Annotated in this window: 25 protein-coding genes; all 25 read right to left on the bottom strand. The window is 49.8% G+C overall.

The annotated features are described in order from the left end of the window. Positions 1 to 50: 50 nt before the first annotated feature. The 25 genes from C1A11_RS00740 to lspA all read right to left on the bottom strand — a co-directional run bounded on the left by C1A11_RS00740 (position 51) and on the right by lspA (position 24,574). Positions 51 to 1,391: a butyryl-CoA:acetate CoA-transferase gene (locus C1A11_RS00740; protein ID WP_102048520.1), complete on the bottom strand. Its 1,341-nt coding sequence runs from the start codon at positions 1,389 to 1,391 to the stop codon at positions 51 to 53. Positions 1,392 to 1,764: 373 nt separating this feature from the next. After that, positions 1,765 to 3,084, bottom strand: coding sequence for an ATP-dependent Clp protease ATP-binding subunit ClpX (gene clpX, locus C1A11_RS00735; protein ID WP_102048519.1), 1,320 nt, complete (start codon positions 3,082 to 3,084; stop codon positions 1,765 to 1,767). Between the two features lie 24 nt (positions 3,085 to 3,108). After that, positions 3,109 to 3,693: an ATP-dependent Clp endopeptidase proteolytic subunit ClpP gene (clpP, locus tag C1A11_RS00730; protein WP_102048518.1), complete on the bottom strand. Its 585-nt coding sequence runs from the start codon at positions 3,691 to 3,693 to the stop codon at positions 3,109 to 3,111. Positions 3,694 to 3,721: 28 nt separating this feature from the next. Further along, a complete protein-coding gene (gene tig, locus C1A11_RS00725; RefSeq protein WP_102048517.1) occupies positions 3,722 to 5,029 on the bottom strand; it encodes a trigger factor in 1,308 nt (435 codons plus the stop codon). Positions 5,030 to 5,207: 178 nt separating this feature from the next. Continuing rightward, the gene (locus C1A11_RS00720) at positions 5,208 to 5,888 is read right to left on the bottom strand and encodes a metallophosphoesterase (protein WP_102048516.1); all 681 of its coding nucleotides are present in this window, start codon (positions 5,886 to 5,888) and stop codon (positions 5,208 to 5,210) included. A 59-nt stretch (positions 5,889 to 5,947) separates the two neighbouring features. Continuing rightward, complete coding sequence (thrC, locus tag C1A11_RS00715; protein WP_102048515.1) at positions 5,948 to 7,402, bottom strand: threonine synthase; 1,455 nt, start codon at positions 7,400 to 7,402, stop codon at positions 5,948 to 5,950. Next, positions 7,377 to 8,345, bottom strand: a complete 969-nt coding sequence (locus tag C1A11_RS00710) for a dipeptidase (protein ID WP_102048514.1) — start codon at positions 8,343 to 8,345, stop codon at positions 7,377 to 7,379. The genes thrC and C1A11_RS00710 overlap by 26 nt, the downstream gene beginning before the upstream one ends. A gap of 41 nt (positions 8,346 to 8,386) precedes the next feature. Continuing rightward, a complete protein-coding gene (locus C1A11_RS00705) occupies positions 8,387 to 8,746 on the bottom strand; it encodes a YraN family protein (RefSeq protein WP_102048513.1) in 360 nt (119 codons plus the stop codon). A gap of 3 nt (positions 8,747 to 8,749) precedes the next feature. Further along, complete coding sequence (locus C1A11_RS00700) at positions 8,750 to 9,349, bottom strand: ribonuclease HII (RefSeq protein ID WP_102048512.1); 600 nt, start codon at positions 9,347 to 9,349, stop codon at positions 8,750 to 8,752. After that, positions 9,333 to 10,226, bottom strand: coding sequence for a ribosome biogenesis GTPase YlqF (gene ylqF / locus C1A11_RS00695; protein ID WP_102048511.1), 894 nt, complete (start codon positions 10,224 to 10,226; stop codon positions 9,333 to 9,335). The genes C1A11_RS00700 and ylqF overlap by 17 nt, the downstream gene beginning before the upstream one ends. Further along, positions 10,223 to 10,771, bottom strand: a complete 549-nt coding sequence (lepB, locus tag C1A11_RS00690; RefSeq protein WP_102048510.1) for a signal peptidase I — start codon at positions 10,769 to 10,771, stop codon at positions 10,223 to 10,225. The genes ylqF and lepB overlap by 4 nt, the downstream gene beginning before the upstream one ends. A 179-nt stretch (positions 10,772 to 10,950) precedes the next feature. Then, entirely contained in the window at positions 10,951 to 11,295 is a 345-nt protein-coding gene (rplS, locus tag C1A11_RS00685) for a 50S ribosomal protein L19 (protein WP_102048509.1), read from the bottom strand. A 161-nt stretch (positions 11,296 to 11,456) separates the two neighbouring features. Then, complete coding sequence (locus C1A11_RS00680; protein ID WP_102048508.1) at positions 11,457 to 12,110, bottom strand: TIGR03936 family radical SAM-associated protein; 654 nt, start codon at positions 12,108 to 12,110, stop codon at positions 11,457 to 11,459. Next, a complete protein-coding gene (locus tag C1A11_RS00675; RefSeq protein ID WP_102048507.1) occupies positions 12,082 to 13,950 on the bottom strand; it encodes a TIGR03960 family B12-binding radical SAM protein in 1,869 nt (622 codons plus the stop codon). Before C1A11_RS00675 ends, C1A11_RS00680 begins: the two co-directional genes overlap by 29 nt. 142 nt (positions 13,951 to 14,092) lie before the next feature. Next, positions 14,093 to 14,662, bottom strand: coding sequence for a site-2 protease family protein (locus tag C1A11_RS00670; RefSeq protein WP_145995683.1), 570 nt, complete (start codon positions 14,660 to 14,662; stop codon positions 14,093 to 14,095). Next, entirely contained in the window at positions 14,659 to 15,435 is a 777-nt protein-coding gene (locus C1A11_RS00665) for a M23 family metallopeptidase (RefSeq protein WP_102048505.1), read from the bottom strand. Before C1A11_RS00665 ends, C1A11_RS00670 begins: the two co-directional genes overlap by 4 nt. A gap of 216 nt (positions 15,436 to 15,651) precedes the next feature. Further along, on the bottom strand, positions 15,652 to 17,037 hold the full coding sequence (gltA, locus tag C1A11_RS00660; RefSeq protein ID WP_102048504.1) for an NADPH-dependent glutamate synthase: 1,386 nt from the start codon (positions 17,035 to 17,037) through the stop codon (positions 15,652 to 15,654). A gap of 79 nt (positions 17,038 to 17,116) precedes the next feature. Next, positions 17,117 to 17,953, bottom strand: a complete 837-nt coding sequence (locus C1A11_RS00655; protein ID WP_102048503.1) for a sulfide/dihydroorotate dehydrogenase-like FAD/NAD-binding protein — start codon at positions 17,951 to 17,953, stop codon at positions 17,117 to 17,119. A 20-nt stretch (positions 17,954 to 17,973) separates the two neighbouring features. Then, positions 17,974 to 20,133: a polyphosphate kinase 1 gene (ppk1, locus tag C1A11_RS00650; RefSeq protein ID WP_102048502.1), complete on the bottom strand. Its 2,160-nt coding sequence runs from the start codon at positions 20,131 to 20,133 to the stop codon at positions 17,974 to 17,976. Positions 20,134 to 20,153: 20 nt separating this feature from the next. Further along, positions 20,154 to 20,486, bottom strand: a complete 333-nt coding sequence (locus C1A11_RS00645; RefSeq protein WP_102048501.1) for a ComEA family DNA-binding protein — start codon at positions 20,484 to 20,486, stop codon at positions 20,154 to 20,156. Between the two features lies 1 nt (position 20,487). Continuing rightward, a complete protein-coding gene (locus tag C1A11_RS00640; protein ID WP_102048500.1) occupies positions 20,488 to 21,432 on the bottom strand; it encodes a transketolase family protein in 945 nt (314 codons plus the stop codon). A 3-nt stretch (positions 21,433 to 21,435) separates the two neighbouring features. After that, on the bottom strand, positions 21,436 to 22,305 hold the full coding sequence (locus C1A11_RS00635; protein WP_278335967.1) for a transketolase: 870 nt from the start codon (positions 22,303 to 22,305) through the stop codon (positions 21,436 to 21,438). Positions 22,306 to 22,310: 5 nt separating this feature from the next. Then, entirely contained in the window at positions 22,311 to 23,132 is an 822-nt protein-coding gene (locus C1A11_RS00630) for an HAD family hydrolase (protein WP_102048498.1), read from the bottom strand. A 43-nt stretch (positions 23,133 to 23,175) separates the two neighbouring features. Continuing rightward, positions 23,176 to 24,093: an RluA family pseudouridine synthase gene (locus C1A11_RS00625; protein ID WP_102048497.1), complete on the bottom strand. Its 918-nt coding sequence runs from the start codon at positions 24,091 to 24,093 to the stop codon at positions 23,176 to 23,178. Next, positions 24,083 to 24,574 (bottom strand): signal peptidase II, encoded by a 492-nt coding sequence (gene lspA, locus C1A11_RS00620; protein WP_242965778.1) that lies wholly within the window; start codon positions 24,572 to 24,574, stop codon positions 24,083 to 24,085. Before lspA ends, C1A11_RS00625 begins: the two co-directional genes overlap by 11 nt. Positions 24,575 to 24,585: the final 11 nt, after the last annotated feature.

Genomic DNA, 24,585 nt, shown 5'->3' with positions numbered 1-24,585 from the left:
TTTTTTTATAAAAAAGTAGAGCCGCAAGCAGCGGCTCTACTGAAGAATAATTATCTTTTATTGGATTTGCGCCAAATTTTCATCTTATCTGCGCTGGCAATCAGCTCCTCACGGAACTGCGGGTGCGCAACCGAGATGATAGCCTCTGCTTTCTGCCAGGAGGACAGACCTTTAAGGTTTGCCTTGCCGTACTCAGTGACGAGATAGTGGATGTTGGCGCGGGTATCGGTAACGATAGAGCCAGTTTCCAGTGTCGGCAAGATGCGGGATTGGAGGTTGCCTTCTTTGTCGGTGAAAGAAGATGAGCAGCAGATAAAGCTTTTGCCGCCTTTGGACAGATAAGCACCGAGAACGAAGTCCAGCTGGCCGCCTGCACCGCTGATGTGTTTGGTACCGGCAGACTCGGAGTTTACCTGGCCGAAGAGGTCGAGGTTAACTGCGTTATTAATCGACATGAAGTTGTCAATCTGAGAGATAACACGAGCATCGTTGGTATAGTTAACCGGGGCGCTCATGCACTCAGGGTTATTGTTCAAGTAGTCATACAGTTTCTGGGTGCCAGCAGCAAAAGCGTAAGTCTGGCGGCCACGGTCGATATTTTTGGAACGGCCGGTGATTTTACCTGCTTTCGCCATATCGACAAAGCCATCAACGTACATTTCAGTATGAACACCAAGGTCTTTCAGCTCCGAGCTGGCAATCAAGGAGCCAACTGCATTGGGCATACCGCCGATGCCAAGCTGCAGGCAAGCACCATTCGGGATTTCGTCTACAATCAGTCTTGCAACTGCTTCGTCTACTTCACTCGCAGCACCGCCGGCGGGCAAAATACCCATCGGGGCATCGCATTCCACGATCATATCAACTTTAGAGATATGGATTGCCTCTTCAAAGCCACCCAGGCAGCGGGGCAGATTTTTGTTAACCTCAACGATGATGACTTTAGATTTTTCGCAAACCGCCATCATATGAGAAGCCTCAGGGCCAAAGTTAAAGTAGCCGTGTTCATCCATGGGTGCAACCTGGAACATTGCTACATCGTTGGGGACTACATTTTCGCGGTAGTAGCGAGGCAGCTCCGAATAGCGAATAGGTGCATAAAATGCACAGCCGCTATTAATCATGCGACGCTCTGCGCCAGACATATGCCAAGAATTCCAAGTGAAGTGCTTAGCAACATCGGGAACACCGAAGATGTCCAAAGCACGGAGCAAAACGCCACCACGCAGTTTAACGTCTTCCAGCTCTTCATAGCGAGCAGCCAGAGCCTTGTCTAAGGCATTAGGGGTGCCAGCACACCAGCCGAAATCTACCCAATCACCGGATTTTACGACTTTGACAGCTTCTTCAGCGGTCGTTAGCTTCTGTTTGTATTCCTCTGTAAAAGACATTGGAAAATTCCTCCTGATCTTTTTAATATAGACAAGTGACCGATAGGCGCCAGAATCTCTAAAACAAAAGGCGCTTACTTAACTTCTTAATTATACGAGGTTTTGCAAAGCAGGTCAAGCAATAGCTTAGGTTTCAAGAGTACGAAAAGGAACTTAACTACTTATTTATATTTTCTGTCTCACAAATTCTTAGGGACTCATCTAAGTCATTGATTTTACACTTCTGTAAATTGCCATCCGGTTGCGCTGTAAGGGGTTAGCGTAATATAAAAGCTTTACTTTAAGCCATTCTTTACTAAGTCTTTAATGTGGTCCAATCCATAAAAAATACGCTGACCGAGATTAGCTTCTCTGTCAGCGTATTTTACTTTTATTAATGAATCAATGTATTCACGGTATTTTTGTACCGTTTACGCACTGCGCCATATTCCAGTTTTGGCTTGCCGCCAAGGATAGTTTCCTTATCGATTATCACTTTGATAATCGTTGTGTCGCTGGGAATTTCGTACATAACTTCCATCAGCGCCTGCTCCATAATGCTCCGTAAACCACGTGCACCACTCTTCAGTGCAATGGCTTTCTTTGCAATTTCCAGCAAGGCATCGTCAGTGATGTCCAGTTCCACGTTATCCAACCCAAGCAGTGCTTTATACTGTTTTACCAAAGAGTTCTTCGGCTCACGAAGAATGCGTACCAACGCAGTTTCATCGAGAGGATTCAGTACAGTCACAATGGGGATACGACCAACCAATTCCGGAATAAGGCCGAATTTCACCAAGTCATGTGGCTCTACGAGACGCAACATCTGGTTGTCGTTCTCATCCTTAATTTCCTTGAGCTTGCTGCCAAACCCAAGGCCGGAGGTATCGGTGCGGCGCTTGATATGGGTTGCAAGACCATCAAACGCACCGCCACAAATAAACAGAATGTTCTTCGTGTTAATCTGGATAAACTCCTGCTGCGGATGCTTGCGTCCACCCTGGGGCGGTACATTAGAAACTGTACCTTCTAGAATTTTAAGCAAGGCTTGCTGCACACCTTCGCCACCAACATCACGTGTAATCGAAGGATTCTCGCTTTTGCGCGTAATCTTATCGATTTCGTCGATATAGATAATACCCTTTTCTGCGCGCTCGATATCGAAATCGGCGGCCTGAATCAACTTCAGCAGAATGTTCTCGACGTCTTCGCCAACATAACCTGCTTCGGTCAAGGTGGTTGCGTCTGCAATAGCAAACGGAACTTTCATCATCTTTGCAAGGGTCTGGGCAAGCAGCGTTTTACCCACACCGGAAGGACCAAGCAGCAGAACGTTACTTTTCTGCAGCTCTACATCGTTGTCATATTCCGGGCTGAGGATACGCTTATAGTGGTTGTAGACCGACACGGCAAGGACGATTTTCGCATCGTCCTGACCAATGACGTACTGGTCCAAACCTTCTTTAATCTCCTGCGGGGTGAGCACTTTAATCTCTGCCGCGGAAGACTTGGCAGCGCCTGCGTTTTGTGCCGGACGTTGTACCCGCTGCGGCTGCTTGGGGCTGCGCACCCCTTCTTCTGTAAGAAGGGTGCTGCACAGCTCAATGCATTCGCTGCAAATATTTACGCCGGGGCCAATGATAATGCGTTCTACCGCATCCTGGCTTTTGCCGCAAAAGCTGCAAGTGATCTCTTTTTCTTTGTTGCTAGACATATTACACCAACTTTATTGCTAGGCTTAGCGATTTTGAATTACAGCGTCAATCAGGCCGTAATCCGCAGCCTGCTGGGCAGTAAGGAAGTTATCGCGCTCGGTATCCTCCACCAGCTTTTCATAAGTCTGGCCGGTATATTCTGCGAGCAGCTTATTCATCCGCTCTTTGATGCGAATGATATGCTCTGCATGGATTTTGATGTCCGTTGCCTGCCCCTGCAAACCTTGCAGCAGCGGCTGGTGAATCATGATCTCGCTGTTAGGCAGCGCAAAACGTTTGCCTTTGGTGCCGGAGGCGAGCAGAAACGAGCCCATGGACGCAGCCATACCAATGCAAATGGTGGAAACGTCGCATTTGATATACTTCATGGTGTCGTGGATCGCCATGCCCGCGCTGATGGAGCCACCAGGGCTGTTGATATACAGGCTGATATCCTTGTCAGGGTCTTGCCCTTCAAGATACAGCAACTGTGCCACAACCAGGCTGGCAGTGGTATCGTTCACTTCCTCAGAAAGCATGATGATGCGATCGTTCAGCAACCGGGAAAAAATGTCGTAGCTGCGTTCGCCACGGCTGGTCTGTTCGACAACATAAGGGACTAAGCTCATATAAGAACCTCCTGTTTACAACAGAGGATTACTCTGCTGCTTTTTTGTTTTCTACCTCGGTAATGGTAGCGTTGGATTTGATGAAATCAATTGCCTTGTTGATAGCAAGGTCTTTTTTGACCTCAGCGGTCGGGATCATTGCTTTTACGCGCTCTGCTTCCAGCTTGTAGTTAGCAGCAATGCGGCTGATCTCCGCCTCAAACTCTTCTTCAGTTGCTTCGATGTTTTCAAGAGCAACGATTTTCTCGAGAGCAAGGCGCATTTTGACCTGTTTCTCTGCCTGATCTTTGAAGCCCTCACGGAATTTCTCCATGGTCATCTGGGTGTACTGCAGGTAGTTCTCCAGCTTAAGGCCCTGGCTCTCCATACGATACTCGAAATCGCGAACCATATCGTCGATAGCGTCGCGAATCATGCACTCGGGGATTTCAGCTTTCATGCCGGTAACAACCTGGTCAACCAGCTGATTCTCTGCTTCGAGCTCAGACTGACGGTCAAGCTGCTCTTTCATCTCTTTTTCGATGCTTGCGCGCAGCTCTGCAAGGGTGTCATACTCGCTGACGTCTTTTGCGAACTCGTCGTCGGCAGCCGGCAACTCTTTTGCTTTTACTTCGTGCAGTTTGATTTTGAAAGTAGCGGTTTTGCCAGCCAGCTCTTCTGCTGCATAATCAGCGGGGAACGGAACGACAACGTCGAACTCTTCGCCAACAGCGTGGCCTACAACCTGCTCTTCAAAACCGGGGATGAACTGGCCGGAGCCAAGCTCGAGGGGATATTTCTCGCCTTTGCCGCCCTCAAAAGCAACATCGTCGATAAAGCCTTCAAAGTCGATTACAGCGGTATCGCCGTTCTCTGCATTGCCCTCTTCTTTAGAGTAGATGCGTGCATTGCGCTCGCGCATACGGTCAATCTCTGCGTCAACAGTCGCAGCTTCAACAGTATGGACGGTCTTTTCTGCCTTTAAACCTTTGTACTCGCCCAGGGCGACTTCCGGTTTAACAGTAACGATAGCTTTCAGCACAACGCCGTTCTCTGCATCAGCAGAAACGATGTCCACTTCCGGACGATCAACCGGATCAATGCCAGCTTCTTTAACAGCGGCTTCGTAGTTTGCCGGGAACAGCTCGTTGATAGCGTCATAGGTGAAAACATCTTTGCCGTACATCTGCTCGATGATGTTGCGGGGGGCTTTGCCGGGGCGGAAGCCTGCAACCTTATATTTAGAAGCAGTTTTTTTGAACACTTTGGAAACTGCCTCATTGAATGCTGCTGCATCAATTGCAAATTCCAGTTCGCAAGTACCGTTTTCATTTTTTACATTTTTTTTGAGTTCCATTATATTTCCTCCATATCAAAGCGATTGCTTTTTAATTGTAACATAGTACGCAGTGAAAACAAAGCGTCAGCGTCAATTATAACATAAACTGTATGAATTTTCTATTAAAAATACTGCCCACGCTCGTTTTTTTGCGGATTTTTTAAAGCGAAATGCCGCGAAATTTAAAATGCAGCGCCTAGCGCACCTGGTAAGGACAAAACCGCAGTCCATCGGCAGAGATCAGTTTGTAGTGGACACCGTCTACTTCACCCTGAATTGCCGATAAAACAGAGCTTCCATGCAGGTGTCCGTAATAGCATTCTTTTACGCCAAACTCTTGCAGCAAAGTAATGACCTCGTCCGCATTTCCATTGGGGTAAAGCGGCGGATAATGTAAAAACACTACTTTTTCCGCATCCCCTGCCATTTCCAGCGAGGCGCGAAGCCGTCCGAGCTCCCGGTTCATCACCTTTGCATCATGGGCTTCCCCCACATCAAACAGCCAACTGCGCGAACCGCAGATTGCAATATCCCCTACCATAAAGCAGTTGTTGTTTAAAAACGAGATAGAGTCAAACCCATTCTTTTCGCAGAATGCGTTCATTTTAGACATCGTGGACCACCAATAATCATGGTTGCCTTTCAGGATGATTTTTTGTCCGGGCAAATTTTGCACAAAAGTAAAATCCGCCACAGCATCCTCCAGCCGCATCGCCCAAGAGATATCTCCCGGCAGCACCACAATATCCTCTGGGCCAATCAAGTTGCGCCAGTTGGTTTCCAGCTTGGGAAGATAGCCTTTCCAGCCGCGGAAAACGTCCATTGGCTTATCTGCCCCAAGAGACAGGTGCAGATCGGCTATGGTGAAAATCGACATATTGTTTTGAATCCTTTCTGATGGGTCCCGCCCCAAGCGGCCCACAGAACGCGCCTTGCTTACAAAGAACGCGCTACGCGAAGAATCTCTTCAGGGCGGATTGTTTCGCCGAAACGGGCAGTTTTATGAGAAAGCTCTGCCAGCGGCGTGGGCACAGCTGCCCCGGTAAGGGCGTGCAGTGCCGCGATATTTGCCATATCGCTAAGTTTGGCAGACTCGCCAAGTGCTTTTAGCACGGCAGCAGAGAACTTATATGGGTTAGCAGTAGACAGCACAACACAAGGTGCACTACCCTGTTGTGTTGCAGCAACCTCTAACGCAACGGCTGTGTGCGGGTCGGCCAAATAGTTATCAGATTTGTAAGTCTCGGCCAGTTTTGCAAAGCAGGCGGCTTCATCGCAAGCGCCAAAGGCAAAATCTTCGAGAATAGACTGTTTCAGTTCTTCCGGGATCTCATATTTCTTTTCTTCGCCGGCAAGCGAGGTCATCAGTTTTGCAACAAACTGAGCATCCTGCGATTTGTGAAGCAGCAATCGTTCCAAATTAGAAGAGACCAGAATGTCCATCGACGGAGATGAGGTTTTATAAAATTCGCGCGCTGCATCGTAAACGCCGCTTTCGCCAAAGTCAGTAAGGATGCGGTTGCTGTTAGAGGCACAAACCAACCGGCCAACCGGCAGGCCCATACGTTTTGCGTAGTAACCGGCAAGGATGTCACCAAAATTGCCGGTTGGCACGCAGAAGTCAACCGGTTCACTTTCTTTGATTTCGCCCTGTGCAACCAAGCTGAGATAGCTTGCAAAATAATAAACGATTTGCGGCGCCAAGCGTCCCCAGTTAATAGAGTTTGCACTGGTGAGGTGGCAGTTTTTCTGCGTGAGCTCCGCTGCAAATTCTTTGTTGGTGAAAACGCGCTTTACGCCAGTTTGAGCATCGTCGAAATTGCCTTTGACGGCATAGACATGCACATTGTTACCTTCCTGCGTGACCATCTGCAAACGCTGTGTTTCACTGGTGCCGCTTTCAGGGTAAAATACCGCAATTTCAATGCCGGGCAGATTTTTGTAACCTTCCAGTGCAGCCTTGCCGGTATCACCGGAAGTTGCAACCAGAATCAGCGTACGGCTTTCATCTTTTTGAATTCGCTTTGCCTCGACCAGTAAGTGAGGCATCAGTTGCAGCGCATAATCTTTAAACGCGCAGGTTGGTCCATGCCACAGCTCAAGGGAATACAGGCCCTCATGCACCTTAACTGTTTTCGCTACTTCTTCGCCGAATGCGGTACCGTAGCAGGTTTCGGTAGCATGGGCCAAAAACTCAGCACTGTAATCAGTAAGATATAGCCCCAAAATTTTGGCAGCAAGTGCAGGATAGGTTAGCCCTTTGAGCTCAGAAAGCTCTATTTTGGGGAACTCTTCCGGCACAAACAGGCCACCCTCTGAAGAAATACCTTGCAAAATTGCGGCAGAAGCGGTCAACCGCAGGGAATCATCTCGTGTGCTGTAATACTTCATTCTGTTTTGTACCTCCTAAAGCAGCCCTGAAAAAGTGCAGGGCATTTTCAAAGAAAATATCATAAAGCACGTTGTCCGGGAGGCCCCGTTTTTGCAGGTATGTAAACAACGGCGGTATGCTTGCAATACTGTCGATACCGGACGGAAGATGTGCACCGTCAAAGTCGCTGCCAAAGCACAGGGTCTTTTCGCAGCCGCGTTCAAGGAAATAATAGATGTGACGGTAGATGTCATCCAGCGAGGCATTTTCGCCCGGGGTATGTAAAAAGTCTTTTGCGAAATTCAGTCCAATTAAGCCTTCTCGGCGTATCAGCTCTGCAATCATTTCATCGGTGAGGTTGCGGTAATGGTTGGTTACTGCGCGCGCATCCGAATGCGTCGCAATTAACACGCCATCATCCGCAGCAAATACATCTGCTACGCCATCGTCCGAAAGATGGCTGATGTCCGGGATAATGCCAACCCTGCGGCACTCTTTGAGCACCTCATAGCCAAATGGCTTTAAATGACCGCTGCCGCAACCACTGCCGTAGCCCAGCTCATTTTCGCGAAACCAGGTCAGCGTGAGCAACCGTACACCGTCGCGGGCAACCTCTTCCACGCGTGAAAGCTGCCCACCGAGTGCAGCGCCGTTTTCTATTGAAAGAATTACGGCGCGTCTGCCGGTGAGCAAAGCCTCCTCGAGCTCCTGAGCATCGGTGCAAAGCTTGGTAGTGTCTGTGTTGCGCAGCAGTTGGCGGTGCATACAGGCGCGTTCTTTTCGGTACTGCTGCCAGGCAGCCTCTCCACTGAATTTATCATGAACAAAAAGTGCGAATACCTGCGCATAGCGATCAATCGGTTCGGCTTTCTCTAGTGAGATATGTCCGGTCGCTTTTTCCAGCATTTCTCCGGTATCCAAAAGATGCAGCGCAGTATCACAATGCAAATCAAAGTAATCCATAAAGAACTCCCTTTCTTCTGAAGCTCGCGGGCAACTGCCCGTTATTCGCCAAATGCATTTTCGATGCAGGACACACGAGTCACTGCACCCATCCTGTGATATACTTCCACCACATCAAAGCGGATGTTTTTCGGTTCGCACAGCAACGAACTAAGGTAAGCCCCCGCAGCGGCAATTAGTTTGCGCTGTTTTGTGCGCGTAACGGCCTCCTTGGCTTCAATCAAGCTGCCCTCTGTCCGTGTTTTCACTTCTATAAAAACCAAACAACTGTTCTTTTCGGCAATCAAATCGATTTCTCCCTGACGGGTGCGAAAATTCGCGGCAACCAACTCATACCCGAGCGCTCGATAATACCTTGCCGCTTCTACTTCTCCCAGAATACCGATTTGACGTCTATCCATGAATCAATAGCCCCTTTTTTTCAAAAAGCTTTTGCGATAAAACGGCTGTATACCATATTGGTCAATCAGCTCATAGTGCAGTTTGGTGGGGTAGCCTTTGTGCTTTTCAAACTGATACTGCGGAAATTCTTTGCCGAGCTCTGTCATGTATCGGTCACGACTAACCTTTGCTAAAACCGATGCCGCCGCAATGCTGGCCGAGGTTGCGTCCCCTTTTACAATGCTTTGGGTCGCAATACCGGTATCAGGGCAGCGGTTGCCATCAATAAGCGCAAGATTGGGAATGATGTCCAGCCCTTCGACTGCCTGTTTCATGCCTAGCATGGTTGCCTGCAAAATATTGATGCGATCAATCGTTTCCGGGGCTACCATCACGATTTTATAACTCTTTGCTGTTTCGATGATTTTAGGGAATAATGCCTCGCGGCGCTTTTCGGTTAGTTTTTTAGAATCGTTAAGCTCTTCAAATACGATGCTCGGATCGAGAATGACCGCAGCCACGCATACAGGACCTGCCAAAGGTCCACGGCCTGCTTCATCCACGCCGCATACAAAGCCGTATTCCTCAATCAGTGGCACGTCGAACTCATACAGTTTGCTCATCTTCGGCCTCCGCGGGGAATTCGAGGGTCAAATTGCCCAGTTTGCTTGCGCGGAACTCATCCACAACCATAATCGCAGCGCGCTCATAGTCAATGTCTCCGCCAGAAATCAGCATGCCGCGGTTGCGGCCAATCTCTGCAAGCAGGTCGTATCCGGTCTTTTCCATCTGTGCAGGTTTTAGCTTATAGCGTTCTGCCAGTTTGCCGGGATACAGCCGGTGTACTTCACCAATCAAGTTCGCTGCAATCTCTTCCATATCAAGAACATTATCCTTGATAGAGCCGATGAATGCAAGATTTGTTGCAGTAGTGCGGTCCTCAAACTTCTTCCAGAGCACACCCGGCATATCCAGCAGTTCATAACCGGGGACGGTAATCCACTGCTTGCCGCGGGTTACGCCCGGACGATCTGCTGCTTTGGCCAGCTTGGCACCTGCGAAATTATTGATAAAGGTGGATTTGCCGACGTTCGGAATACCTACCAACATAATACGCGTTTTAGCGCCCTGCATGCCTTTTGCAGCACGTCTTGCCAAAAGTGGCGCAATTGCTTTATCTATCTCGGCACGCACTGCATTGGCTGCACCCTGCTTTTTGCTGGAAACAGCGATACAGGCAGAGTTTTCGCCCGAAAGTGCTTTGACCCATTGTTTGGTTACAGAAGGATCTGCAAGGTCACTTTTGTTCAGCAGGTACAGCTTCGGCTTGCCAGCGCAAACGCGCTCAATTTCCGGGTTCAAGCTCGAGCGCGGAATTCGCGCATCCAGTAATACCAGTACTAGGTCGATGTTTTTAATCTCCGCTTCCATTAAGCGAAGTGTTTTCGTCATATGTCCAGGGAACCATTGAATCTGCGTTCCTTTTACTTCTTCACTCATGAGATTCCTCCAAAATTGCCAAACGGCATCATGCGAAAAAATGCTTTCCCCATAATGTCGCGCTGGTCTACAAAACCAATCTCCTGGTAACGGCCGTCTTTAGAATAGGGCCTGTTATCCCCCATTACAAACACAGCGTCTTGCGGCACCACCAGCGGAAAGTGCATATCCCCCGTAGCCGTAGTTAAGGCAGAAGTGTACGGTTCATCCAGCGCTTTGCCATTGCGGTAAACGATACCCTGCTCAAAATCAATATCAATGGTATCGCCTTCCATGCCAATTACGCGCTTTACCAAAGTTTCCTGATAATTATTATAACTGTCAATTACCACAATATCACCATAGCTGGGTTGGTACAGGGCACTGCGCACTAAAATTTTATCTCCATTTTGCAGCGTCGGCTCCATAGAAATACCGCTGACGTTCGCCGGCTGTACCACAAATACAAAAAGCAGTACAATTACGGCCACTGCGCCAGCAACGCTTTCAGCCCATTCAATCAGGTTCTGAACTTTATTTACAGAGTCTGATGTGTTCTCTTTCACAAAAATGCGCTCCTTTTCAATCGCCAAAAGGCGAAATAGCCGCAGGCACCATAGCAAAAAAAGCTTAAAAAAGCAAAATCTGTCGTTGGCGGCAAAACATTTCCGCCTTAGTGTGCGCAATAAAGAATATGGTTATAAATAAGAAAAAAGGGACAAGTTCTTGTCCCTTTCGTCTATTGTTATCTAAGCTGTTCTTTGACCTTAGCAGCTTTACCGACACGGTCACGCAGGTAGTAGAGTTTCGCTCTGCGCACACGGCCAGCACGAATCACTTCAACCTTCTCGACGAACGGTGAGTTGATGGGGAACACACGCTCCACGCCAACGCCGTATGCAGTGCGGCGAACAGTAAAGGTCTCAGCAACGCCGCCGTGACGACGTGCAATGACGGTACCCTCGAAAGCCTGAACACGCTCGCGCTCGCCCTCTTTGATGCGGACGGAAACACGCACGGTGTCACCGATGCCAAATTGGGGGCGTTCTGCTTTGATCATGCCCTCGGTCATAATTTTCATTGCGTCCATAGATTACAATCCTCCATTTTTTATTCGACATTCATACCCGCAAAACCAATTCTGCGGCAGAGGACTGTCTGTTTAATGATGTGTCATTACCCCGCCGGATGGTTACCGGCGGCACTAACGCCTAAATATATTACCACACAAGCCCAGTAAAATCAAGGCTTTTAGACGAAATTCTCAAATTCAGCATTGTATACTGCGGTGCGGCAGATGGAAACCTCAAACGGGTCAATGCCATAGTTTTCCGCAAGGTAAGCGATGATGAAATCCGGGTTGAGACTGAACTGGTTGCCTGCCGGCAATGTCAAGTCCAGCAGTACGCCCTCTTCGGTCGGCTCAGCAGACCACTTTACCAGGTGCTCCATCAAATCAACCGGCTTTTGCGTACCTTTTTTGGTTTTCTTGTAGACAATCGCTTCACTGAGAGCACGAAACGCCTCCAGCTTTTGCGTAATCTCCGCGCTGTCACCTGTAAACCGTACGAGATAGCGTGCATAGGTGATTACGTTCGGATCCATGACGGCCGGATGCACATCATAGACGCGAATACCGCGCGGCAGCGCCTCGTTGAGCTTGTAATACACGGTTTCGCTGTCAAATTCAGCTTCTGTTTTATAGTCAAAAGTTTCGCAGGTACTGCTTTGCCCCAAAGAGAGCGGCAATGCAAAGGTCAGGTACACATGCGGGTTAAAGCCTTGTGTGTACCAAGTGGGAATCTCTGCTTTTTTCAGCGCGCGCTGAATTACCCTCTGCAAATCCAGGTGGGAAATGTAACAGGCCTCCTGCTCTTTAGTGAACCCTACTCTGATCAAATGCAACGCATTTCCCTCCCCCCATCAGATTGTTTGCGCCGCAGCCACTGCATTTTTTGTTGCAGGGCATCGTTGTGGTTGCTTCCACCGCGCGGTTATACTCTTCAATCAAGAAATCCTTTGTTACGCCGTAGCCAAAATGCTCCCAGGGAGTAATTTCGTCAAACGGAATCGGACGATTGGCAAAGAACGCCATGTCAATACCGCAATCGCGGAAAGCTTCGCACCAGGTATTGAATTTAAAATGCTCACCCCAGCCATCGAAATAGCAGCCGCGCTCGTAAGCTTTAACCAGCACTTTGGAAAGACGGCGATTGCCTTTTGCAAAAACGGCTTCCAAAAAGCTGATTTTAGCATCGTGGTAGCTGACCGAGATTTTTTTACTCTTTACGCAGGACAGCAGGTATTGCTGCTTTTCACGCAGCTGCTCCATCGTGTCCTGTGCAGCAAACTGGAACGGTGTAAACGGCTTGGGTACAAAGCACGAAACGCTGATAGAAACACTGACACCGCGCCCTTTGGCTTTGCCGGGGTTCTGATAGTAAAGGTCCACCACACGCTGTGCGGTTTCTGCAATACCGGCGATGTCTTCCAGCGTCTCAGTGGGCAGGCCCATCATGAAATAGAGTTTGACGGAAGTGTAGCCTTTGGAAAAAGCCAACGTACAGCTGCGCTCAATCTCTTCCATCGTGACGTTTTTGTTAATGACATCACGCAGACGCTGAGTGCCCGCTTCCGGCGCAAAGGTTAAACCACTTTTGCGCACGCGGGTAGTCTTTTCAATCAGGCTTTCCGAGAAATTGTCAATACGCAGAGACGGCAGTGCGATGTTTACGTGCTTGCCCTCCGTCCAGGTCAGCAGCTTGTCCAGCAGTGGTTCCAACTGGCTGTGGTCACTGGTAGAAAGACTGGTCAGCGAAACTTCTTCATAGCCGGTGTTGCGGCACAAATCGCGTGCAGAAGAATCCAGCAAATCAGCGTCGCGCTCACGCATGGGGCGATAGATAAAACCAGCCTGGCAAAAACGGCAGCCACGCACACAGCCGCGCAAAACTTCTACCATGGCGCGGTCGTGCACTGCGCCAACCATCGGTACCGTAAAATTAGTCGGCAGCGGGGTGTGGCGGAAGTTCGGCAAAATTGCCTTTTCAATCAGCTCCGGCGCACCGCTGTCCGGTTTCGGCGTCACACATTTAATCGTGCCATCGGGGTTATAGGCCACGAGATAAAGCGACGGTACATAAACGCCTTTAATTTTTGCAAGACGGCGCAGCAACTCTTCTTTTGGGATACCCTCTTTTTTTGCTTTGATGACTTCATCACACAGGGCGGGAAGCTGTTCTTCGCCTTCGCCGAGCATCATCGCATCGAAAAAGTCTGCAAGAGGCTCCGCATTGCAGGTGCAGGGACCGCCCGCTACAATTAGCGGCATTTCTTCGCCGCGGTCTTTGCTGTAAAACGGAATGCCTGAAAGCTCGAGCATGGCCAGAATATTGGTATAAGACAGTTCGTACTGCAACGTAAAGCCGACAATGTCAAACTGATTCAAAGGCGTTTTGCTCTCCAGTGCATAAAGGGGTAAATCCAGCTTTTTCATCTCATCAAGCATATCTACCCACGGCATAAAGGCACGCTCGCACCAGATGTTTTCTCGGGCATTCAGCACTTCGTAAAGTACTTTCATTCCCAAAAATGACATACCTACTTCATATGTGTCGGGAAAACAGAACGCAAAGCGGCAATCCATCAAGGCAGGGTCTTTGTAAACGCTGCCCGGCTCGCCGCCGGTGTAGCGCCCCGGCTTTTGAACGGCAGAAAGAGCCTGCCGCAATTTTTTCTCCATCATCTTTTGTTTCCTTCCTTTACAACCAGCGTAGCAGCAAAGCTTGTCCCTTACCGCTACGCTGTAAAAGCCGGAAGCACAACGCTCCCGGCCTTATGGAATCGTTTAATAGAGATAGTATACCAAAAAAGTGCTTTCTTTGCAATCAGCCGCGTAATACGCGCAGTGCAAGGAATAAGAGTATCAGCCCATAAATGAGCCCTGCCAAGGAAGCTGCTCCATAGTAATAAAGCAAAATACCCACCGTAAGGCAAAGCCCGGCTACGCTTGCCAACGAAATGAGCGCCGCGCCGGGGCCAATCAAGTTTTCCAAAAGCCGTCCGCCATCCAGCATGCCGATGGGGAGCAGATTGAAAAGCCCCATCAAAAGGTTTTCGCAGGCAAAAAAGTATCCACCGTAAGACGCATGTGTCAGTACAATACCAAACGTCACACCCGCAACAATGAAATTGGTCAGCGGCCCGGCAAGCAGCAAAAGCACCTCGCGCCGCAGTGATAATCGCTCCCCGTCAATGTTCATTGCAATGCCGGTAACACCAAAGCGCAGGCGCGGCATCCTTTTGCATAAAAGCAAAAACGCTACAATATGCCCCGCCTCATGCAATACCGCAGCCAGCAACGCATACCGAAAGAGGCAAGCGCGGTCGAACGCGAAGGCAAGCACTAACACGGCGCAGAGCAAGACAGTCTGGGCCCGTTCTCTTCGGGTTTTCATAGTCCAAGGGCCGGGGCCGGGTCTACCCGCACGCCGTTGATGTACAGTTCAAAATGCAGGTGCGGCCCTGTTGCCATGCCGGTTTCGCCCACAAGGCCGAGGGTTTCACCACGCTTGAGCTGGTCGCCCACTTTTACACCAATGCGATCCAAGTGGCAATAAGCCGTTGCCACTGTGCCGGAGTGCACCACCATTACATAGTTGCCGTTGATTTTATTATACCCAGTTTCTGCTACCACACCCGAAAAAGCAACGCCAATTTCTGTCCCTTTGGGAACAGCCAAATCAATGCCGGTGTGGAAGTCATCTTTACCCGTAATAGGATGTGTGCGGTAACCAAAGGGTGAGGTCACGGTGCCTTGTACTGGCACGTAGGCGCGGTCACTTAAAAAATAAGGACCGGTGGTTACCGTTTTCAAGTACTCCGAATGCGTAATTTCATACTGGCCACCTGCTGCAACGGGTTTATTTTCCAATGAAGCGGCAAATGCGGCAACTGCCTCTTGTGCGCTTTTGAGCCCAGCAGAAGCAAAGCGATAGATTTGTTCTGTTGAGGTCATTGGCGTGCCCGTTTCAAGATAATCCAGATACTGGGTCGCAAACCCGGAAAACACCGGCGGAGCAAGCAGTCGAAGTAAAAAAACAGCACCCAACACAATAGCGGCAATGCTGCATTGTACGGCAATTACGCCGCCTGCCGGAGTCTTTGGCAGTTCTTCTTTCAGCTTCTTTGGCGGCACAAAGCCGGCATCCTCTTCTTCCTTCTTCCACATACCGTTCTCCCCTCCTTGCCAGGTTTTGTACAGGGCAAGTTGTTGCAAATTTTTGTTCGTGTTTTATTCACTGTCCACAGGCAGTTTTATGCGGCCTGCTCCTTTTATATCTATGAAAGAGGCCGCAGCAATATGAGGTGGGATTGCTGCACATTTTGGTTTTGGCATAAAACAAAACCGCCCTACAGCAAAACACTGTAAGGCGGCAAAAGCATTTTAATTATTATTGGCTAAATACTCATTGATGGCAGCGGCTGCGGTTTTGCCCGCACCCATTGCAGAAATAACGGTTGCAGCACCGGTGACGGCATCACCGCCGGCCCATACCGCGTCTTTCGAGGTATGCATCTGCTCGTCTACCACAAAGCACCCACGGCGGTTGACTTCCAGGCTCGGGGTAGTATTTTTGATAAGCGGATTCGGCGAAGTGCCAATTGCCATGATGACGGTATCGACCTCCAAATCGAATTCCGAACCGGGCTGCTCAATCGGGCGGCGACGGCCAGAGGCATCCGGCTCGCCCAGCGTCATCCGGATGCAACGCAAACCGCGCACACGGCCCTCTTCGTCTCCCAAAATCTCGGTGGGGTTAATGAGGGTGGCAAAGCGAATGCCTTCCTCTTCTGCGTGATGCACTTCCTCTTTACGTGCGGGCATCTCTTCCATGCTGCGCCGATAAACGATGGAAACCTCCTCCGCACCCATACGCAGGGCGCAGCGTGCAGCGTCCATCGCCACATTGCCGCCGCCGACAACGGCAACCTTGTGTACCGGGTTCAGCGGGGTCGCCGCATCCGGCAGGTATGCCTTCATCAAATTGATGCGAGTCAAAAACTCATTGGCAGAGTATACGCCGAGCAGCATTTCGCCGGGGATGCCCATAAAGTTGGGCAAACCTGCACCGGTAGAGATAAAAACAGCGTCAAAGGTGTCCAGCAGTTCTTCTACCGATCGCAGCTTACCAATTACACTATTGGTATGAATTTCAACACCCAGCTGCTCCAGCTCGCTGACTTCTTTTGCAACAATGCGCTTGGGCAGACGGAATTCCGGAATACCGTAAGAAAGCACGCCGCCTGCAAGGTGCAGCGATTCGTAAATCGTAACGGCATGGCCAGCCCGGGCAAGGTCACCTGCACAGGCAAGGCCCGCAGGCCCGGCACCGATGACCGCTACTTTTTTACCGCTCGCAGCAGGCTTTGCTGCGGTGGTTTCCGTCTGTGCATTGTGCCAATCGGCAACATAGCGTTCCAGTCGGCCAATAGCAACCGGCTCGCCTTTTTTGCCGCGCACACACTGCATCTCGCACTGGCTCTCCTGCGGGCAAACACGACCACACACCGCAGGCAGTGAAGAACTCTCCGCAATTACGTCGTAAGCGCCTTTGAGGTCACCCTCGCTCAGCTTTTCAATAAAACGAGGAATTTCGACCCCTACCGGGCAACCGGCAACACAAGGTTTTGCTTTGCAGTTTAAGCAGCGCGCTGCCTCTTCGGCGGCTTGCTCTGCAGTATAGCCAAGTTCTACCTCTTCAAAGTTACCGCGGCGTACCACGGCAGGCTGCATCGGCATCGGCTGTTTTTCAGTTGAAAGATTCGGCATAGTTTATGTATCCATTCCTTTCCCATCTATTGGGCGACCACCCTGTGGCGCCCGGATACGTCGGCATAGTGCGCAACGTTTATTGCTGGTTTAGCAGGCGGCAAGCTGCGTCTCTAGCATGGCCTTCGCGCGCTTTAAAGTTAGCATTACGGTGAGCCAGCTCTGCAAAGTCGACCTCGTGACCGTCAAAGTCCGGGCCATCCACACAGGCAAACTTCACCTGTCCGCCTACTGTTACCCGGCAGCCGCCACACATACCGGTACCATCAATCATGATGGGATTCAGGCTGACGATCGTTTTGATACCGTAGGGGCGGGTCAGCTCTGCAACAGCACGCATCATCGGCACCGGGCCGATTGCAATAACGGCATCAAATGCAGAGCCAGAGTCGATGCAATCTTTTAAGATGTTCGTCACAAAGCCATGCTCGCCATAGCTGCCATCATCGGTGGCAAGCCGCAGCGTAGTGCTTGCTCGGCGCATTTCGTCCTCCAAAATGACAATCTCTTTGGTGCGAAAGCCAGCAATCAGGGTAACGTCTGCGCCTTCTGCATGCAAAAATTTTGCCTGCGGATAAGCGATTGCGCAACCAACACCGCCGCCGACAACAGCTACTTTACGGTAGCCTTCCAGCTCGGTAGGCGTGCCCAACGGGCCGGCGAGATCGGTCAGCATTTCCCCTTCCTGTAACGCGCCCAGTGCCATGGTAGAAGCACCGACTTTTTGAAAGATGATAGAAATTGTTCCAGCAACACGGTCATAATCCGCAATGGTCAAAGGAATGCGTTCTCCCAGCTCTCCGCTGCGGACGATAACGAACTGTCCGGGTAATGCTTTTGCTGCAACTTCTGGGGCTTCCAGTGTCAGCATTGTAGTTACCGCGTTCAGTTCGCGTTTTTGTTTAATCAAATTCAAGTAGCTCGCCTCCGGTATTATTATTTGGATTGACGCAGCAGTTTGCGCATCTTTCCGAGTAGGCCTGTTTTAGGAATACGCAGTTCTCGCGGCTCCGTAATAGAAGGAATGACTTTTTGCCATGCATCTGCCAGATAGCGATACATCTCCATCTGGCTGTCCACCGCCGGCTCATATTCTTTGTGCGTATTCTTTTTATAGCTTCCGTCCGGCTGCATTATGCGGCAGCTGCAGTTATCGGCAAGCTGTAATTTTAAAATATCATTGAGCGTCTGTTTGATTTCCGGGGCGTCTATCCGCACGCCCACTTCAACACGCCGCTCTGTATTGCGCGTTAAAAAGTCTCCCGAAGCAATGTAAATGCGCTGGCGAGAACCGGTGCCAAACGAATAGATGCGCCCGTGTTCTAGGTATCTCCCTACAATACTGCGCACGGTGATGTGGTCAGTTTTACCCGGTATGCCAGCCTTCAGGCAGCAGATGCCGCGCACAATCATCTCCACAGGCACTTCTGCGATGCTCGCCTGTGAAAGTGCCTCAATCAGCTCTTTATCGCTTACAGAATTGCATTTGATGATGATGGAAGCCGGTTCACCGCGGCCCTTTGCCGCAATTTCTTCTGCGATTTCTTTCAAAAGCACCGATTTAAAACAATAAGGCGCAACCAGCAACCGATTGGTCTGTTCGGTTTTATGCTCTACTGCCAAATCGTGAAAAACGGTTGCAACTTCTTCTGCAAGTTCCTGATTGGTGGTAAGGAAACTGTAATCCGCATACAGCTCTGCCGTTTTTTCGTTATAGTTGCCGGTTCCGATTTGCGCGATATACTTGTACTGGTCTTTTACTTTACGGGTAATTAAGGTTAGTTTCGAGTGCACTTTATAGTCCTCAAAACCATAAATTACGGTGCAGCCTGCATTCTCAAGCTGCTTTGACCAATCGATATTATTTTGCTCATCAAAGCGCGCCCGCAACTCTACAATCGTAACGACTTCTTTGCCGTTTTCCGCAGCACGAATGAGCGCTTCGATAATCTTGGATTCCGTGGCCACCCGGTAAAGCGTCATTTTAATCGAAATAACGCTGGGGTCGTTTGCTGCATCCCACAGCATCTCCACAAATGGCCGAATACTCTGATACGGGAAACATAGCAGTTGGTCCTGTTGCTGAACGGCTTCTGCTAAACGAAAGCCGGCACCCGGAAGTGCCGGACGCCTGGGAAGATAAAAAAGTTGCGAGAGATTATCTTTTGCGAGGTGATTGCAAAGCGGCCTCACAAAGCTCATATCAAGCGGTGCAGACTGAAAAAAGCAATTCCGCTCTTCCAGCAGCAGCTTTTGGCAAAGCATGTCCACCAACTCCTGCGAGGTTTTATTGGAAACCTGCAACCTAACCGCCGCCAGTTTTCTCCGCTTTTTCAGCAGTTCACGCATTACTTCGCGGTAGTCAATGTCATGGTCGAGCATTCCCTCTTCCACATTGATATCTGCGTTGCGGGTAACGCGGAAAAGACCTTTGTCCAGCAAAGTATATTTACCGAAAGCCTGTTCTGCAAAATGCAGTACAATATCTTCTACAAACGCGAAATGTGTTTTTCCGCTTTTTCCTTTGTAATAGATAATCCTGTCATACTGGTTGCTGATGGGGATAATGCCCAACGTTTCTGCATTGCCGTTTTTTACTTTAAATCGCGCACCCACATAAACATCCAGGTTGCGCAAAAAAGGAAACGGATGGCGCCGGTCAATGATTTGAGGAGACAAGACAGGATACAGTTCATCAGTAAAATACTTTTTCCAGCGGTGCTCCTCTTCTTTACTCATTTTAGAAAAATCTGCACGTTCGTAGCCATAAAGCGTTAGGTGCGCAAACAGCTTAGACAAAATATGGTCGCACTTTTCCTGGTCATTGCGCACCTGTGCCATAATCGCATGCAACTGTGCGGTAGGTGTCATATTGGTTTTGTTTTCACGCTTTTCTTCTTTCAAAAGCGTTTGGTCAAACAAAGACCCTACCCGAATCATAAAAAATTCATCCAGGTTACTTGCAAAAATGCCAGCAAAATTCAGCTGTTCTGCAAGGGGGACTGATTTGTCTTTTGCTAGCTCCAGCACACGGGTGTCGAACGCCAGCCAGCTCAGCTCGCGATTGATAAAAATGCCCTCAGAGGCCGTTTCCATCCTGTTTCCCTTCCCTTTTGCTACACACAAATTTCCGTTTTAATATCTTCAAATATGGCACTGCCGATTCCTCGTACCTGCATCAGCGCTTCAATAGAGGCAAAGGCGCCCTGCTCTTCGCGGTATTCCACGATGGCATGCGCCTTCTCTGCCCCAATCCCCGGCAGCAGCTGAAGCTGCTCCGCAGTTGCTGTATTGACATTTAGTTTTCCATCTGCCAAAGTGCCGGACAAAAGCAGTTCGCCGCCAACCGGCTGCGTACCACCCGCCAACGGCGGATAGTACAGCAGTGCTGCAAGCGTTACTGCTGCCAGCGCAAATACGCAAAACAGCTTGTGATACCGACGGTTCATTTTATCGGCAGAGCTTTTCTGCTTCCTGCACGATGTGCTCAGCAGAAAGGCCATAGAACTCAAGCAGTTTCGCGCCCGGGCCCGACTGACCGAAGGTGTCCATAACTGCAACAGGTGCAACTTTAACAGCAGCGCCCTCTGTGCAAAGCACTTCACAAACGGCGCTGTACAAGCCGCCGATGACACTATGCTCTTCTGCGGTTACAATACCTTTGGTTTCTGCGGCCGCTTTTTTCACTGTTTCAGCGTCGATCGGTTTGATGGTATGCATATTCACAATGCGAGCAGAGATGCCTTTTGCTTCCAGCTGCTCTGCGGCCATCAAAGCTTCGTTTACCATTAGGCCAGTAGCGATAATGGTAACATCGGTGCCCTCACGCAGCGTAATCGCTTTGCCGATTTGAAATTTGTAGTCGGGGCGATCGTTGATTACGGGAACCGCAAGACGACCAAAGCGCAGATAGACCGGTCCTTGATGTTCGGCGGCTGCAAATACAGCGGCACGTGCTTCCACTGCGTCAGCCGGGTTTAGCACAACCATACCAGGAATGGTACGCATCAGCGCGATGTCTTCGTTGCACTGGTGGGTCGCACCGTCCTCGCCTACCGAAACGCCTGCGTGGGTCGCGCCGACTTTGACGTTCAGATGCGGGTAGCCAACCGAGTTACGAATCTGCTCGAAAGCACGACCTGCCGCAAACATCGCAAAGCTGGAAGCAAACGGGATTTTACCCTCTGCAGCAATACCGGCAGCTACGCCAATCATGTTGCCTTCTGCAATGCCGCAATCGATAAAACGCTCGGGAAATGCCGCTTTAAATACGCCGGTTTTGGTTGCGCCAGCAAGGTCTGCATCTAAAACAACAACGTCGTGATTTTTTTCTCCCAGTTCTGCCAGGGCTTTACCGTAAGCGTCTCGGGTTGCAATTTTTACTACTTCACTCATCGTTTAACCCTCCAAAGATGCTGCGGCAGCGCGAAGTTCCTGCATTGCCTGCTCGTATTCTTTATCATTCGGTGCTTTGCCGTGCCAGCCAGCGTTATTCTCCATAAAAGAAACGCCTTTGCCTTTTACAGACTTCTGCACAACAACTGCCGGTTTTTTGGAGGCTTTTGCGCCCTCAAATGCAGCTTCAAGGCTGTCAAAATCATGTGCATCGGCAAGGAAAACATTCCAGCCGAATGCTGCGAATTTCTCATCAATCGGCATCGGAGAGTTTACCTCTTCCAAAGTGCCGTCAATCTGCAGGTTATTGTAGTCGACTACAGCAATCAGATTATCCAGGCCACGGTTGCCAGCCAGCATTGCGGCCTCCCAAACCTGACCCTCTTCGCATTCACCATCACCGAGGACAACAAAGACACGGTAATCTTTTTGATAAAGTTTTCCGCAAAGTGCCATGCCCACAGCCGCAGAAATTCCTTGGCCGAGGCTGCCAGTGGTCATATCGATGCCAGGGATATGTTTCATATCCGGATGGCCCTGCAGCAGTGCGCCCAAATGGCGAAGCTGAAGCAGCTCCTCTTTCGGGAAAAAGCCACGCTCTGCCAAAGCAGCATACAGGCCCGGGCAGGTATGCCCTTTAGAAAGCACAAAGCGATCACGCTCTTCCCATTTCGGGTTTTGTGGGTCAACTTTCATCTCTTTAAAGTACAGGTAGCTCAGCGTGTCTGCAATGGACAGTGAGCCGCCGGGATGTCCCGCTTTTGCGTGATATACACCGGTCACTGCGCCCTGACGGATTTCGTTTGCAATCTTAGCCAGACGCTTTTTTTCATTTGCTTGCATGTGTTTCCTCCTGTTTGCTGATAGAAATATAAAAATTACTTGGAAAACTGTTTAATTAAGCTGTAAAGCAGTTCAGCTACACCCCCGTCTGTACAGGGCAGAACAGTGCGCTCACACACCAGTTTAACTTCTGCAACCGCATTGCCAATCGCGATGCCATGGCCAGCGGTACGCAGCAGCTCAATATCATTATAGTAATCTCCGACGGCGTAAATATTTTCAAGCGCGATACCCGTCCAGGATGAAAGCTTTTTTAACGCGGTTCCTTTGGTCGCGCCTTTCGGCATCAACTCAAAATAAACAGAATTGGTAGGTAAAAAGTAAAGGTTCTCGTAAGAGTGTTCCTGCGCAAATTGCTGTACCGGCGCAAGTGCCGCAGCAGAGTCTGCAAGCAACACTTTATGCCATTCGCCAGGAACATCGTCCAAATCACATACCACGTAATCAAGGCTCTCTTCGTGGGTGTGGCGTACAGTCTGCTCGTTAGGATTTACCACATAAAGTCGCCCGCTGTCGGTCATAATCTCTGCTCCCACACGCGGAAAAGCTGCAAGCAGGTCACGCAGTGCCGCTTTGGCAGAGATTTTATCAATGAAAGTAACGTCTACGGGGATGTCTTTGTTAAAGTCATACAGCATGCCTCCACCGTATAAAATGGCGGGTGCACTAAGCTCAATTTCTTTTAAAAACGGCCGCACAGAAGCAACCGTTCTGCCTGTTGCCACGGTAAAATGTCCGCCCAAACGATTGAATAGTCGAATCATCTCGCGGTTGCAGGCAGGAATTGCCTCAGGTACCGAAAGCAGCGTATTATCAATGTCGCTGATGACCAGCAGCTCATTCAAACTTTGAATCATATTCGGCCTGCCTTTCTGCAATTTTGACAAAAGCTTTGTTCTCTTATTTCAGCTTCGCAATAAAACGAGTGAAATATTCCGGCAGTGGAGCAGTAAACTCCATATACTCGCTTGTGGCGGGGTGGATAAACCCTAAGGTGCCCGCGTGCAGGCACTGACCCCCCAGCTCTGTAATGACGGACTTGGGACCATAAACAGGGTCACCAGCCACCGGATGCCCAATATGCGCCATATGCACACGAATTTGATGCGTGCGCCCTGTTTTTAAGCGCAGCTCAATGTGTGTAAAGCTGTTATACTGTGCAATTGTTTTATAGGTTGTTACCGCATTTTTTGCATTTTTGTCAGTCACTGCCATTTTTTTGCGGTCTTTTTGGCTTCGTCCAATGGAGGCTTCAATAATACCTTGCGGTTCTTTCAATCTCCCATACACTACCGCCTGATAAACACGCGTCATTGCGTGCCGGGAAAGCTGTTCGGAAAGATGAACGTGCGCCGTATCGTTTTTTGCAACCACCAGCAGGCCACTGGTATCTTTATCGATGCGATGAACGATGCCGGGCCGCAATTCGCCGTTGATACCGGAAAGGCTGCCCTTGCAGTGGTACATGAGGGCGTTCACCAACGTGCCGTCCGGATTGCCGGGTGCGGGGTGAACCACCATACCTTTGGGTTTATTAACTACGAGCAGATCCTTGTCCTCATAAACGATTTCCAGCGGAATATCCTGTGCTTCGAGTTCTACCTCACGCAGCTCAGGCAAAATTATCGTAATTTCATCCCCTGCTTTTGCGCGAGTACTCTTTACAGCTGGTTTACCACACAGCAAGACGGCGCCTTCTGCAATCAGCTGCTGCGCAAGGCTACGCGTCAGCTCTTCGCAAAGTGCAGCCACACAAGCATCCATGCGCGCGCCCGAAAGATTTTCCGGTACACGGAAAATCTTTTTTTCACGCGGCATCGGTGGGGCCCTCCGCTTTTTTCTTTTTATAGTTTTGATATTCTTCAAAAATTACGGCAACCATCAGCAGCCCAACGCCAATGCAAACAAAACAGTCTGCAACGTTAAATACGGCAAAGTTTACAAAGGTTGTCGCGAAGAAATCGACAACATAGCCGTACAGTACGCGGTCGATTAAATTGCCGATACCGCCGCCAATGATGAGCAGCAACGATACATATTCCAGCGTTTTCAGCTTATTGCGACGGAAGAAAACAAACCAAAGCAACGCCAGCAACGCAGCCGAGGTCGCGATAATCAAAAACCAGCGCGCACCCGAAAGCATGCTGAAAGCCATGCCTTCGTTTAGCACATAGCGCAGCTCCATTACACCGGGAATAAACGGCATGGTGCCCACCGGCGCAAGGTATTGGGTCGCCAGCATTTTGGCAACCTGGTCTGCCGCAACCATAGCAGCAATCGCAAGAATCGAAATGAACAACGAGGTTCCAC

It is taken from the genome of Pygmaiobacter massiliensis, assembly GCF_900199435.1.
In the GTDB taxonomy this organism is placed as follows: domain Bacteria; phylum Bacillota; class Clostridia; order Oscillospirales; family Ruminococcaceae; genus Pygmaiobacter; species Pygmaiobacter massiliensis.
Note: the sequence above shows the minus strand (reverse complement) of the source record. Positions and strands in the feature narration are given on the sequence as shown.